Origin of the sequence: Desulforamulus reducens MI-1 (assembly GCF_000016165.1) — a bacterium.
Taxonomy (GTDB): Bacteria; Bacillota; Desulfotomaculia; order Desulfotomaculales; family Desulfotomaculaceae; genus Desulfotomaculum; species Desulfotomaculum reducens.
Genome location: NC_009253.1, coordinates 159,566 through 172,318 on the forward strand (window position 1 = coordinate 159,566; position 12,753 = coordinate 172,318).

Below are 12,753 nucleotides of genomic sequence, written 5' to 3' on the forward strand. Positions count from 1 at the left end.
TGAAAAGAGATGAGAAACCCTTATCTACCGCTGCCGATGAAATTGGTGAAGAACTTCACTGAGACATCAGACAAACTTATTCATACCTTTACCCTGGAATTCCAAAACGAACAAGATGCTGCAAGCTTCCAATATGAGCCGGGCCAATTTGCAGAACTAATGGTATACGGCAAAGGGGAAGCCCCCTTTGGTATTGCATCTTCCCCCACAGAGAAAGGAATTCTAAAATTCTCCGTGGCGAAAGTAGGAGTAGTGTCCACTGCCCTGCACATGCTGGAGGAAGGGGCCATTGTAGGTGTACGGGGTCCCTTGGGCAACAGCTACCCGCTGGAGCAACTGAAGGGTAAGAGCCTGACTATCATCGGCGGGGGCTTTGCCTTCACCACCCTGCGTTCCACCATCCAATACATTTTGGCGAACCGTGGGGACTATGGAGATTTAACTGTTATCTACGGTGCTCGGAACCCCGGCCTATTGCTGTACAAAGATGAACTGGCTGAATGGGAAGCCAGAAGTGACATTAACCTAATCACCACCATCGACCGTGAAGTGGAAGGCTGGAATGGTCGAGTGGGCTTTATTCCCACGGTTACCAAGGATGTAGCACCCAAGACAGACTATGCCATTATCTGCGGACCACCGGTGATGATTAAGTTTACCATGCCGGTGCTGGTAGAGTGCGGCTTTACGCCGGACCGAATTATCATGAGCTTAGAGAACAGAATGAAATGCGGTATTGGTATGTGCGGTCGCTGCAACGTTGGCAGTAAATATGTCTGCAAGGACGGCCCTGTATTTACCAAAGAACAGTTGGATAAGCTGCCCAACGAATATTAAAAATACCTAGTAAGGGACTGGTTTTATGCCAGTCCTTTTTATTTGCGTTTCTTATAATCAAGGGAAAAACGGCATAATATTTTACATACAAAGTAATATTTGCATTACTAGGAAAGTTTCAACAGAATAAAGTATAATAAAATTAGGATGGCAAAAATCTGGATTCACCAGGAGGTACTCAATGGGGCCAGAGGAATTAAGGAAATTGCTGGAGAGTGTCCGTACCCGGGATACGTCCATTGAAGAGGCTATCAATAAATTGAAAATGCTGCCCTATGACGATCTTGGGTATGCCAAAATTGATTATCATCGACATTTAAGAAAGGGTTTTCCAGAAGTTATTTTTTGCCAAGGGAAAACCGTAGAACAGGTGGCAGAAATCTTTAAAAGACTATCCCGGGCCAGTGATACTAATATTATCGGAACCCGGGCCAGTGAGGAAATGTTTCAGGCAGTAAAGAAGCATGTCCCGGGGGCAGAATATGATGCAATGTCTAAGATGCTGATGCGCCGCTTTTCCAATACAGCAAAGAGAGGGAAGGTATGTGTATGCAGTGCTGGAACAGCAGACCTACCGGTAGCAGAAGAGGCGGCTTTAACCTGTGAACTGATGGGTAACCATGTGGAAAGAATCTATGATACTGGGGTAGCCGGTATTCATAGGTTATTGGATCAAGTTGATAAAATATCCCAGGCCAATGTTATCATCGTGGTGGCGGGTATGGAGGGAGCCTTGCCCAGTGTTGTGGGTGGCTTGGTGGATAAGCCAGTCATTGCTGTGCCAACCAGTGTTGGTTATGGTGCCAGTTTTCATGGGCTGGCAGCACTGCTGGGAATGCTTAATAGTTGTGCCTCAGGAGTTACTGTGGTAAATATTGATAATGGCTTTGGGGCTGGTTATGCCGCTAGCCTGATTAATAAACTGGCAGGTGATCAATGATGAGAGTTGCTTATTTGGATTGTTTTGCTGGCATAAGTGGTGATATGTTTTTAGGGGCATTGGTTGATTTAGGAGTAGAACTACCGGAACTGAAGCAGGAACTGTTGAAGCTAGGGGTCGAAAACTTTGATATGATAGCAAGAAAAGTGACCCGAAAGGGAATTAGTGGCGTTAAGGTTGATGTAAAAGTAACAGGAGATCAACCCCACCGGCATCTCGATGACATTGTTAATCTTCTAAGCAACAGTGAGTTGGAAGATACCATTAAACAGGATGCCCAAGAAATATTTGGCATGCTGGCAACTGCAGAGGGAAAAATTCATGGTTGTCCACCGGAGAAGGTTCACTTTCATGAAGTTGGGGCGGTGGATGCCATTGTTGATATTGTGGGGACACTAGTTGGCCTGAAAAAATTAGGGATTGAGGCTGTATACTGCTCTCCATTAAATGTTGGTAGAGGAACAGTGAAATGTGCCCACGGGATTATGCCGGTACCGGCTCCTGCTACAGCTGAGTTGTTGGTTAACGTACCCCTATATACGGCCGGGCCTGCGATTGAATTGGTAACTCCCACCGGTGCTGTATTGGCGAAGTATTTAGCAAAAGAGTTTGGCTTACTGCCAGCCATGACCCTAAAGGCTGTGGGATATGGAGCTGGGGATAGGGAGACAGACATCCCCAACCTGCTAAGAATTATGTTAGGAGAAAGGGATCACCATATTTTTACCTTTTCGCATTGGCAGCAGCCCCATGAACATAGTCATAATCATGGTCATGGACAAAGTCATAGCCACAGCCACCAGTAACCCAGATTATAGATTACAAAATAGCGAGGGAAAAAGCTTGTTGTTACAAAAAAAATATCAAAAGCTACGGCAGCTACTGGGAGAGTGTGGCAAGGTACTGGTGGCCTATTCCGGTGGTACAGACAGCGCCTTTCTGTTGGCTGTGGCGGTTCAGGAACTGGGAGACAACGTATTGGCAGTAACAGCCATTTCACCAACATCTACAAAGGCAGAGGTGGCGGAGGCACAGCAACTGGCAAAGGAACTGGGCGTTCACCATAGGATAATCCATTCAAAAGAAATGGACCTGAGGGATTTTGTAGGAAATACCGCAGAAAGATGTTATATCTGCAAGTACAGTCGCTACTTCGATCTACAGGAAATTGCCAAGCAAAAAAAGATACCCTGGGTGCTGGATGGATCTAACATGGATGATTTAGATGATTATCGTCCGGGTAACAGAGCCATCAAAGAATTGGGGTTGCGGAGTCCCATGCAGGAAGTAACTTTAACGAAAAGTGAAATAAGGCAATTATCCCGCCAAATGGGCTTACCCACCTGGAATAAGCCATCCTCTCCCTGTCTGGCCTCCCGAATACCCTATGGACAGGAGATAACCGAAGAGAAGTTGCGTCGGGTGGAGAAGGCGGAGGAATATCTAACAAAACGGGGTTTTTCTCCATTGAGGGTTCGACACTATCCAGCAGAAGCAAGAATAGAGATTTCACCGGAACAATTCAGTAAATTGATAGAAAAATCCAAGGATATAACAAAGGGACTCCGGGAGTTAGGTTTTCCCAAGGTAACCTTAGATTTAGATGGGTTTTACAGTGGAAGTTTAAACAAGAATCTACCAGACAAAGGGGAGTAAAGTAGTGGATGAATTAAGACAGCAGTTATTCCAATTTACAAAGGAAAATCCCTTTAATAAGATGATGAATCTGGAAGTCACCGAATTAAAACCGGGTGAATCGTGCATCGAAATTACAGTCAATACGAATCACCTGAATCCCCGGGGGAAGTTGCATGGAGGAGTTATCTCCGCCTTGGCAGATACGGCCATGGGAGTGGCTATCCGCACCTTGGGAAAGGCTGGTGTAACGGTAAATTTAAATACAAATTTTATCGCCCCTGGGAACCCTGGGGATCGAGTTGTAGCCCGAGGCAAAGTGGTTCATGAAGGAAGCACGCTAATTTCTGCGGAGTGCACCCTAACAAGGGGTGAAGACATTCTGGCCCGCTCTACCGGAGTATGGTTTATTGTCCAAGATACAAATTAAGTATGATTTTAATCTCCAGGGAAACACTCTGTTATAGAGTTTTTACCAAGGAGGGGAAATTGTTGACAAAAGATGTTATAGCAGCCATAGAGCAGCGATGTAGTGTTCATTCTTTCACCGGAGAACCGATACCGGAAGCCACTGTGGGACGACTGGTGGAAGCAGCCCTTAGGGCACCCAGTGCCGGTAATTTGCAGCCCTGGAAACTGGTGGTTGTTTTTAAAGATGAAGTAAAGCGGGACCTGGCAGGGGCCTGTGAAAGGGAGTCCTTTATTGCGGACGCCCCGGTGAACATTGTGGTATGTCTGGAAAAGGGCAAATCCGAACAGGTTTATGGGCCGGAGGGCCAGGTCTACCAGTACCAGGATATTGGGGCGGCCATTGAAAACATGCTGTTGGCTGCAACAGGTTATGGTTATGGTACCTGCTGGGTAGCAGCCTTTCAAGAGGACAAAGTGTCGCAGATCCTGCAATTGGGTGGCGACCTAAGGCCCGTTGCCATAGTTGCCGTAGGGAATACAGATGAGAAGCAGGAACCTGTTGCCCGGCGGAATGCTGAGGATGTTGTGAGAATCATTCACTAAGAAAAACTCCCTATATGGGAGTTTTTCTAATAGAGCTATATAGGGCTAACAACTTTTATATATTAGGTTAACTTTAGATAATGATATACTTGAAGATATGATTTTAATAGAGTAGGCAAGAGGTGAAGGACTTGAGTATAGAAATAGGAGTTAAGTTTATCGATAATCTGGAGCAAGCCAGGTTGGAGATTCAGGATGTGGGTAGTGACCAGGGTGGTTGGCAGCGTATGGCTCCCAAAGCGGTGCATAGGGTAATAAAGTTAACGGATGTAAGCCCTACCCAGGCCAATATCATTAAGCAGGAGATATTAGCCAGGGGCGGTGAAGCTGCAGTGGCCCGTGGTGTGGTAAACCATTCGGTTGAAAAAACAGATGTTTTACTAATGGCCAGCCTTAAGCAGTACAGAGGATTTGTGGACAAGCTTAGAATGCAGCCCTTTGGTTTAGCAAAGCTGGCAGAAAGACTGGCAGAAGCCCTGGGCAATCTTGAAGGAGTAAAAGTTAGAAAACTAAACTGCCGGGGAAAGGTCTTGGAGTTGGGCCAGAGAACCCGGGTTATGGGGATTTTAAACATCACACCAGACTCCTTTTCGGATGGGGGGCGTTATATGGAAGTGGAGTCTGCCCTGGAACATGCCTTGAGAATGATGGAAGAAGGGGCAGACATCATTGATTTGGGTGGAGTATCCACCCGGCCCGGTTATTCTGAAGTTACTGAGGATGAAGAAAAACGAAGGGTAGTACCTGTTTTAGAAAAACTTTTACAGGCTGTACCGGTACCGATTAGCCTTGACACCTGGCGGGCCGGAGTGGCGAAAGAGGCATTAGAAGCTGGTGTTCATATCATTAACGATCAATGGTCCCTTAGGGGCGATCCAGGTTTGGCAGCGGTGGTAGCTAAGTACCAGGCTCCCATTATAATGATGCACAACGGCTATAATACAAACTATGGGGATATAATGATGGAGGTTCTTCATTTCCTGCGTGTAGGTATTGATATAGCAGAGGAGTCCGGCATTTCAAGGCAGAATATCATTGTGGACCCGGGTATAGGTTTTGCTAAAACCTATGAACAAAATTTAGAAGTTCTTCGGAGAATGAAAGAGCTAACTGTTCTTGGTTGTCCTATATTGTTAGGAACATCTCGTAAATCAGTAATTGCAAAGACCCTCAACCTTCCGGTGGACCAGCGGGTAGAAGGTACTGGAGCCACAGTGGCCTTGGGAATTGCCTGTGGAGCAGATATCGTAAGGGTACATGATGTGAAAGCAATGGTGAGGGTGGCAAAAATGAGTGATGCCATACTACGGGGGGTTAACTGTGAAGGATAAAATTATACTGAGGGGCATGAATTTTTTTGGTTATCATGGAGTCTTTGAGGAAGAACGCAGGTTGGGTCAGCCCTTTCAAGTAGATCTGGAGTTATCCATGGATTTACAGCCAGCAGGACAAGGAGATGACTTAAATTTAAGTGTCAGCTACGCTGAAGTCTTCGAGATTGTAGAACAGGTTTTAACCGGGGAACCTTACAAATTGCTGGAGGCAGTGGCTGAAAGAATTTCGCAACGGGTATTAGAGCAATACGAAAAAGTAGAAGAAATAAAAGTTACACTTAAAAAACCAAACGCACCCATCCAAGGAAATTTTCAATATATGGCGGTAGAAATAACCCGCGGGAGGAAGCATTAAACTATGACCGTGGCATATATTGGCCTAGGAAGCAACATGGGTGATAAAAAAGCCTATATTCAAAGTGCCCTAAAGAAATTGGACCATTATACAGGGATTCATTTGCTTAGGGTTGCATCCCTTTACGAGAGTGCCCCCTGGGGTTATTTGGAGCAGGATTGGTTTGTCAATACTGTGGCAGAAGTGGAAACAACCCTTTCACCCGAAAAAATATTACAGGTGCTGTTTGATATTGAAAGGAGTCTGAACAGAACCAGGGATATTCATTGGGGACCCAGGACAGTGGATCTGGATTTATTACTTTACGGTAGTCAAACAATTTGTTTTCCCCATTTGCAAGTACCACACCCCCGTATGCATGAAAGGGCCTTTGTACTGGTTCCCCTGGCAGAGCTATGCCCGAATATGATTTTAACACAAGGAACTGTGATGGAGTTAGCAGAGAAGACATTAGCGGAGCAGGCAATCAGAAAGATAGAAAGCTAAAGCCGGAAGCATCCTCCGGCTTTAGCTAAACTAAGTATCTTTTATTTTTTTGAAGATAAATTCCACTCCGGTATCAGGGTTAGCCCAGAAATCTGTTAAACGGTAGCCCTTTTCCAAGGTTTTTTGACACTCTGAAATTGCCTGTTCAAAATTTTGAATAAAAGCTTTTCCCGTGGCATCCCCTAGGTTAGGGGTATTATCCATCAGCACTTTTTCGACCATATAATCCGGCGCCTCATTAAAGCCCTCAACTCTGATCGTTGGCATGGTATACACTCCTTGAAAAACTTATTTATCTTTATTATTTCCGGCTAGCTTTGTTTTTACCCATAGGAGTGCAGTTTTTGTATCGGTGATAGAACCGGTGACTTGTTCTTCACATAACTTTTCTAGTATAAGCCCCACCTCTGGGCCTTCAGGGATACCCAGTTCAAGCAAAGCCGCACCTGATAGATAAGGCACTGGATGGAACCTGTCCTTTTCTACTATAAATTTACCGAGGAGATTCAAAATAAATGTACGATAGGCTTCTAATTCACTGATTCTTTCTCCAGCGGTTAAAGTGGCAGTTACGTCAGCCAGTGATAAGATAAGAACATCTAGAATGTAATTTTCCAGAGAACGAAATAATCGGTATACGGACAGATCAGAACGGTCCCCAGAGTTATAAAGGTTTAGGGGCAGCATATGGAGAAGCACCAGATTTACAAGGTAATGTCTCTCAAGCCGGGAAAGCTTGAGCCGTGTTGCCAGGGCTTCAGCATAGGGAACGCCTGCTTCGGCATGACCATGAAAAGAAATGCGGCCATCTTCTCTGATTACAGCGGTATCGGGCTTTCCCACATCATGAATAAGAGCTGCCAGCTTAAGTACTTGGCAACGACTTCTGCCACCGGATAGGTGTTGATTAAAATGAATAAGCAACGGTTCTCCTTCTGACGGTATGGTGGATAATTCTTGTAAAATCACCTCAAGACATTCATAGGTACGCAGACAGTGACGCCAAACGTTTTCAACATGATAGTGATTTTGTTTAGTTTGAGCCATGCGTAATTGGCCAGGTAATAAATACTGCCAAAAATGTAATTCTTGATCCATATAATTAATCCAGAATGATGTGATTGGTAATTTAAAAAGGATAGCTAGCTCATGCCAAAGCCGTTCGCCGGCGATCTGTTCAATACGGCGGGTACCTTGTCTAAGCAATACCATGGTTTCTGGAATAATGGCTAGATTGTATGTGGCTGCAAAGCGTATGCCACGCAGGGACCGCAGAGGGTCCTGTTGGATAGAGGAACTTGATGCAGCCCGCAGTAAACCTTTTTTTAAATCCCCTTTACCCCCTGTTGGGTCTTGTATTTGATTTTGCCAATTATACTTGTTAATACCCATCGATACAGGTAGAGCCATGGCATTGAGTGTAAAGTCTCTGGCAAAAAGGTCCTTTTCCAGGATTTCATCCCGCAGAGGGCTAAAATCAAGATGCCACGAATTTGTTACAACCCGTAGCATTTCACGTTGGTCATCCAGTGTAACCAGGCTTCCCTGATATTGTTGGGTCAAAGTTTGGGCCAATGCAAAAACCTTAGCTGTCACACAAAAATCTAGGTCAACGGGTATCTTGTTTAAGAATAAATCTCTCACAGCACCACCCACCAGATAGGTTTGAATGCTTAGCTGTTGAGAAAGCATACTGATGGTACTCAATAAGCTCCACACGAATTATCACCGTCCAGAATAAGACCGCAGGGAATCATTAAATTATTTGCAACCCCTAACAATCCTATACAATGGGTAATTTATCTACAATTTATTATAACATTTGGTAGTATTTTCTGTCTTGACAGGGACTTACGAAAATTCTAACTATGCGTAAAATAGTTGTTAGCTTGTTAAAACAGTGCTATTATTGATTTCGGGTAGTATCCCTAGGGGAACTGCACCTTTTTCCTGACAAATAAAATATTTTGCCGCTTGGAGCCGAAGGGACCGAGACGGGGGGTGTTAATTTGATTGAAAACCTTTCGAATATTCTCGGGGGGTTTTTTGTGTTTTTTAAATAGTATTAAATGAAGATCAATGTGGACGGGAGGATATTATGAACTGCAAGCCTTCCTTTGCAATTATTGGTGCAGGTAAAGTGGGTAGCGCCATAGGAGTGCTGCTAAAAGAAAGGGGTTATGCTCCAGTAGGTGTTTATAGTCGATCCAAAACGTCTGCCCGGAGGTTAGCAGACCAACTCCATTCAAAGTTATATAAAAATGCCGTAGATGCAGCCAAGGCTGCGGACCTGGTTTTTATAACAACCACAGACAGGGAAATAGGCACCACAGCAGCAATTATCGCCCGTAAGGGTGGATGTAAACCAGGGCAGATTGTAATTCATACCAGTGGAGCCTTAGCCAGCGATGTGATGGAACCGGTACGGGAACAGGGGGCGTGGGCGGTATCTGTTCACCCGCTGCAATCCTTTGCCAGTATAGAAAGCGCCAAAGAGAATTTACCCGGATCTTCCTTTGCGCTGGAAGGTGATGAACAGGCACTACCCCTTGCCGAGAAAATGGTAAAGGATCTACAAGGTCGTTATTTTATTATTAAAGCAGCGGATAAACCACTTTACCATGCGGCGGCGGTGATTGCTTCTAATTACCTCGTTTCTCTTATGCATCTAAGTGCATCCATATACCGTCAGTTGGGACTGGATGAAGAACAAGCCAGGGACGCTTTGTTTCCACTTATTCAGGGAACACTAAACAATATTGCTAAGGTAGGGCCTGCACAGGCCCTTACCGGCCCTGTTGCCAGAGGCGACGCTAGTACAGTAAAGGGACATATCAGTGCACTTTCCAGAATGAATTGGCGAACCCAAGAAGTCTACCGTAGTCTAGGCTTATACACGGTGGGGTTGGCCTTAGAAAACGGAAGTATTACAACCAATGAGGGTGCAGCCCTCAGTAATATTTTTTTGGAGGTAGAAAACTGTGAACAAAAAGGTAACTACTGCCGACTTTCGGCGCATGAAACAGGAAGCCAAACCAATAGCCATGTTAACCGCTTACGATTATCCGACGGCTATGTTGGTCGATGCTTCTGGTATAGACGGCATCCTGGTTGGGGATTCCCTCGGTAATGTGGTTCTGGGGTATGATTCCACTGTGCCTGTAACCATGGATGATATGATTCACCACCTTAGGGCGGTTACCCGTGGTGCAAAGAGGGCTCTGGTGGTAGGGGATATGCCCTTTTTATCCTATCATATCTCCCGGGAAGAAAGTGTTCGTAATGCTGGTCGATTAATGCAAGAAGGTTTAGCCCAGGCGGTTAAATTGGAGGGTGGTCGTGAGGTAGCCGACACCGTGAAAGCAATTACTGAAGCGGGCATCCCGGTAATGGGTCATCTAGGACTTACACCCCAATCTGTGCATCAGATGGGTGGTTATAAGGTGCAGGGAAAGGATGGCGAGGCTGCCCGGAGATTGCTTGAGGATGCCAAAGCCTTGGAAGCCGCAGGGGTCTTTGCCATTGTACTGGAGTGTATTCCTCAACAACTAGCGAAGGTGGTCACCGAAGCGGTAAAGGTACCAACCATTGGTATTGGTGCAGGAAGTGATTGTGATGGCCAAATTCTGGTGACCCATGATCTTTTAGGAATGTTTTCCGATTTTACACCTAAATTTGTTAAAAAATATGCCAATCTAAAGGAACAAATTATAAAGGCCTGTGAGGATTATCAACAAGAAGTAAGAGATAAGGCATTTCCTGGTCCCGGGCATGTCTTCAACATGGCCGATGAGGAATTAAAAAAGATTTATTAGGTGGTAATGTATGAGACTATTTAAAACTGTTGATGAAGTACGTTCTTTTATAAATTCAGTACGCAGGGAAGGAAAAACCGTTGGGTTGGTCCCCACCATGGGTTATTTACACCAGGGGCACCTTAGCCTGGTACACGAGGCCAAGCGTAGTTGTGATGTTGTGATTGTCAGTATTTTTGTTAACCCGACCCAATTTGACCCCAATGAGGATTACCAGACCTATCCAAGGGATTTGCAGCGGGATGTAGCGTTGGTTGCTGATGCCGGTGTGGAAGCTATCTTTGCTCCGGAGGCCGAGGAAATGTACTCCCAGGGCTTTAGTAGTTTTGTAGATGTTACAGGGGTTAGTGAATGCCTCTGCGGGGCATCACGCCCGGGGCATTTTCGGGGTGTAGCAACAGTGGTTACGAAACTTTTTAATATTGTTTTGCCCGATGCTGCTTTCTTCGGGCAGAAAGATTTTCAGCAGGTAATGGTTATTAAACGAATGGTTGCAGATTTAAATATGAGCGTGCAAATTATTGATGTGCCCATTGTACGGGAAGAAGATGGACTGGCCCTAAGTTCTCGCAATGTTTATCTCTCACAGGAAGAAAGAAAGGCAGCATTGGTTTTACACCGTAGCTTACATTTAGCCAAGGAGCAGGTAAATGAGGGAGAACGGAGTGCTCAGCAAATCAAAGAGCGGATAATCAAGGAAATCCAGGCCGAACCCCTTGCTAATATTGATTACGTTGAAATCCTTTCCGTTCCAGATCTTAAACCTATAGAAATAATCAAGGGAAATGTGCTTTTGGCACTGGCTGTACGGTTTGGAAAAACCAGACTAATTGATAATTCTATTTTGGAGGCATAAACGATGCTACTATTCATGTTCAAATCCAAAATACATAGGGCCACTGTCACAGAGGCCAATTTGAATTATATGGGTAGTATTACCATAGATCAGGAACTAATGAAGGCCGCTGGCATTCTACCCAATGAAAAGGTGCAAGTGGTTAATAATAACAATGGTGCACGGTTGGAAACCTATGTTATTGAGGGTGAACCAGGCTCCGGTGTGATATGTCTTAACGGTGCTGCGGCTAGGCTGGTTCAACCAGGGGATACCGTCATTATCATTGCCTATACAATGATCGGTGAGCAGGAGGCCAGGGATTTTAAACCAAAGGTTGTTATGGTAGACGAGAAGAATAAAATAACAGAGGTTATAGACCAGGAATGCCATGGGGTCTGTGGCTAGGCCCTTTGTATTGACAAATTTCAACCCACTGGATAGAATTTCTACAAGAGTAGCATCTGCTAGGCCTATTAGAAAGACACCTGCTCTCTGATAGGCCCAGATGCAACGAAGATTTTAATAAAATTGCCTGAACCTTTTTCGGGCAAGGAGTTGAGTAAATGTCAATCGAGGATAAAATTAGCCAGCTCACGGAAGATATTAAAAGATTGAAAAAAGAACGAAATGCCATAATATTGGCACATGTTTATCAACGCCCAGAGGTACAGGAGGTAGCTGACATTATTGGGGATTCCCTGGAGTTATCCAGGAGGGCGGCCACCACCGATGCTGATGTTATAGTTTTCTGTGGGGTTCATTTTATGGCAGAAAGTGCTGCTATTCTTTCCCCTGATAAAGTTATTCTATTGCCCGAAGAAAATGCAGGTTGTCCCATGGCAGATATGGTTACTGCCGAGGAATTGTTTATTAAAAAGAAGGAAATGCCAGAGGCTATAGTGGTTGCCTATGTCAACACTTCGGCAGAAGTGAAGGCAGAAAGTGATATCTGCTGTACTTCTGCCAATGCAGTTAAAATTGTTCAATCGATCCCGGAGGACAAGCCTATAATTTTTATTCCGGATAAGAACCTGGGTGCCTATGTAGCCAATAAAACAGCGCGACCGATGACCCTTTGGGAAGGCTGGTGCAATACCCATGATTGGGTTACAACGGAGGAAGTGATGAAGGCCAAAGAGACGTATCCGGAGGCATTGGTATTAATTCACCCGGAATGTCGGCCGGAGGTAGTGGCTTTGGCAGATTACGTCTCCAGCACAACTGGTCTAATTAAATTTGCCAAGGAAAGTAGCGCAAAGAAATTTATTATCGGAACGGAAGCAGGTATTCTTCACCAATTGTACAAACAGTGCCCGGGCAAAGAATTTTACTTGGCCACCAAAAGATTGGTTTGTCCAAATATGAAGGCTACAACACTGGATAAAGTGAAGGAAGCTTTAGACAACATGCAACCACAAATTACTGTAGCTGCTGATATTCGAGAAAAGGCGCTGGCTTGTCTGGATAGAATGCTGGCAGTGCAATAAAACATAGATTTT

The 12,753-nt window shown here is 44.9% G+C and carries 16 protein-coding genes; 14 read left to right on the forward strand and 2 right to left on the reverse strand.

Annotation, left to right across the window (positions count from 1 at the left end; translation table 11 throughout):
- The first annotated feature begins 9 nt into the window (after window positions 1–9).
- The 9 genes from DRED_RS00785 (at window position 10) to folK (ending at window position 6,601) form a co-directional block, all read left to right on the forward strand.
- A complete protein-coding gene (locus DRED_RS00785; protein WP_011876534.1) occupies window positions 10–837 on the forward strand; it encodes an FAD/NAD(P)-binding protein in 828 nt (275 codons plus the stop codon).
- Between the two features lie 181 nt (window positions 838–1,018).
- Complete coding sequence (larB, locus tag DRED_RS00790) at window positions 1,019–1,777, forward strand: nickel pincer cofactor biosynthesis protein LarB (RefSeq protein ID WP_011876539.1); 759 nt, start codon at window positions 1,019–1,021, stop codon at window positions 1,775–1,777.
- A complete protein-coding gene (larC, locus tag DRED_RS00795) occupies window positions 1,774–2,583 on the forward strand; it encodes a nickel pincer cofactor biosynthesis protein LarC (RefSeq protein ID WP_238442553.1) in 810 nt (269 codons plus the stop codon). Before larB ends, larC begins: the two co-directional genes overlap by 4 nt.
- A 37-nt stretch (window positions 2,584–2,620) precedes the next feature.
- A complete protein-coding gene (larE, locus tag DRED_RS00800) occupies window positions 2,621–3,433 on the forward strand; it encodes an ATP-dependent sacrificial sulfur transferase LarE (protein WP_011876541.1) in 813 nt (270 codons plus the stop codon).
- A gap of 4 nt (window positions 3,434–3,437) precedes the next feature.
- Entirely contained in the window at window positions 3,438–3,842 is a 405-nt protein-coding gene (locus tag DRED_RS00805; protein ID WP_011876542.1) for a PaaI family thioesterase, read from the forward strand.
- A 62-nt stretch (window positions 3,843–3,904) separates the two neighbouring features.
- Entirely contained in the window at window positions 3,905–4,426 is a 522-nt protein-coding gene (locus DRED_RS00810; protein WP_041274357.1) for a nitroreductase family protein, read from the forward strand.
- Between the two features lie 131 nt (window positions 4,427–4,557).
- Window positions 4,558–5,757: a dihydropteroate synthase gene (folP, locus tag DRED_RS00815; protein WP_011876544.1), complete on the forward strand. Its 1,200-nt coding sequence runs from the start codon at window positions 4,558–4,560 to the stop codon at window positions 5,755–5,757.
- Entirely contained in the window at window positions 5,747–6,115 is a 369-nt protein-coding gene (gene folB, locus DRED_RS00820; protein WP_041274358.1) for a dihydroneopterin aldolase, read from the forward strand. Before folP ends, folB begins: the two co-directional genes overlap by 11 nt.
- Before the next feature lie 3 nt (window positions 6,116–6,118).
- On the forward strand, window positions 6,119–6,601 hold the full coding sequence (gene folK / locus DRED_RS00825) for a 2-amino-4-hydroxy-6-hydroxymethyldihydropteridine diphosphokinase (RefSeq protein WP_011876546.1): 483 nt from the start codon (window positions 6,119–6,121) through the stop codon (window positions 6,599–6,601).
- 30 nt (window positions 6,602–6,631) lie between these two features.
- Here the strand turns inward: folK and DRED_RS00830 are convergent, their stop codons facing one another.
- Both DRED_RS00830 and DRED_RS00835 read right to left on the reverse strand, forming a co-directional pair.
- Window positions 6,632–6,868, reverse strand: a complete 237-nt coding sequence (locus tag DRED_RS00830; protein WP_041274359.1) for a hypothetical protein — start codon at window positions 6,866–6,868, stop codon at window positions 6,632–6,634.
- Window positions 6,869–6,889: 21 nt separating this feature from the next.
- Window positions 6,890–8,308: an HD domain-containing protein gene (locus DRED_RS00835; RefSeq protein ID WP_011876548.1), complete on the reverse strand. Its 1,419-nt coding sequence runs from the start codon at window positions 8,306–8,308 to the stop codon at window positions 6,890–6,892.
- A 391-nt stretch (window positions 8,309–8,699) separates the two neighbouring features.
- On the opposite strand from DRED_RS00835, the gene DRED_RS00840 reads away from it, so the two are divergent.
- The 5 genes from DRED_RS00840 to nadA all read left to right on the forward strand — a co-directional run bounded on the left by DRED_RS00840 (window position 8,700) and on the right by nadA (window position 12,741).
- Window positions 8,700–9,731, forward strand: coding sequence for a Rossmann-like and DUF2520 domain-containing protein (locus DRED_RS00840; RefSeq protein WP_011876549.1), 1,032 nt, complete (start codon window positions 8,700–8,702; stop codon window positions 9,729–9,731).
- Window positions 9,619–10,416, forward strand: a complete 798-nt coding sequence (gene panB, locus DRED_RS00845; RefSeq protein ID WP_238442599.1) for a 3-methyl-2-oxobutanoate hydroxymethyltransferase — start codon at window positions 9,619–9,621, stop codon at window positions 10,414–10,416. The genes DRED_RS00840 and panB overlap by 113 nt, the downstream gene beginning before the upstream one ends.
- A 10-nt stretch (window positions 10,417–10,426) precedes the next feature.
- Window positions 10,427–11,272 carry a pantoate--beta-alanine ligase gene (gene panC, locus DRED_RS00850; RefSeq protein WP_011876551.1) on the forward strand — a complete coding sequence of 282 codons (846 nt, stop codon included), beginning with the start codon at window positions 10,427–10,429 and terminating at the stop codon, window positions 11,270–11,272.
- Between the two features lie 3 nt (window positions 11,273–11,275).
- The gene (gene panD, locus DRED_RS00855) at window positions 11,276–11,659 is read left to right on the forward strand and encodes an aspartate 1-decarboxylase (protein WP_011876552.1); all 384 of its coding nucleotides are present in this window, start codon (window positions 11,276–11,278) and stop codon (window positions 11,657–11,659) included.
- Window positions 11,660–11,817: 158 nt separating this feature from the next.
- Window positions 11,818–12,741: a quinolinate synthase NadA gene (gene nadA, locus DRED_RS00860; protein ID WP_011876553.1), complete on the forward strand. Its 924-nt coding sequence runs from the start codon at window positions 11,818–11,820 to the stop codon at window positions 12,739–12,741.
- Window positions 12,742–12,753: the final 12 nt, after the last annotated feature.

What these genes read in the sequence shown, in the direction of transcription:
- nadA (WP_011876553.1), top strand. Translation starts at nt 11,818, where the DNA reads ATGTCAATCGAGGATAAAATTAGCCAGCTCACGGAAGATATTAAAAGA.
- DRED_RS00840 (WP_011876549.1), top strand. Translation starts at nt 8,700, where the DNA reads ATGAACTGCAAGCCTTCCTTTGCAATTATTGGTGCAGGTAAAGTGGGT.
- panD (WP_011876552.1), top strand. Translation starts at nt 11,276, where the DNA reads ATGCTACTATTCATGTTCAAATCCAAAATACATAGGGCCACTGTCACA.
- panB (WP_238442599.1), top strand. Translation starts at nt 9,619, where the DNA reads ATGAAACAGGAAGCCAAACCAATAGCCATGTTAACCGCTTACGATTAT.
- folK (WP_011876546.1), top strand. Translation starts at nt 6,119, where the DNA reads ATGACCGTGGCATATATTGGCCTAGGAAGCAACATGGGTGATAAAAAA.
- larC (WP_238442553.1), top strand. Translation starts at nt 1,774, where the DNA reads ATGATGAGAGTTGCTTATTTGGATTGTTTTGCTGGCATAAGTGGTGAT.
- DRED_RS00785 (WP_011876534.1), top strand. Translation starts at nt 10, where the DNA reads ATGAGAAACCCTTATCTACCGCTGCCGATGAAATTGGTGAAGAACTTC.
- panC (WP_011876551.1), top strand. Translation starts at nt 10,427, where the DNA reads ATGAGACTATTTAAAACTGTTGATGAAGTACGTTCTTTTATAAATTCA.
- larB (WP_011876539.1), top strand. Translation starts at nt 1,019, where the DNA reads ATGGGGCCAGAGGAATTAAGGAAATTGCTGGAGAGTGTCCGTACCCGG.
- DRED_RS00830 (WP_041274359.1), bottom strand. Translation starts at nt 6,868, where the DNA reads ATGCCAACGATCAGAGTTGAGGGCTTTAATGAGGCGCCGGATTATATG.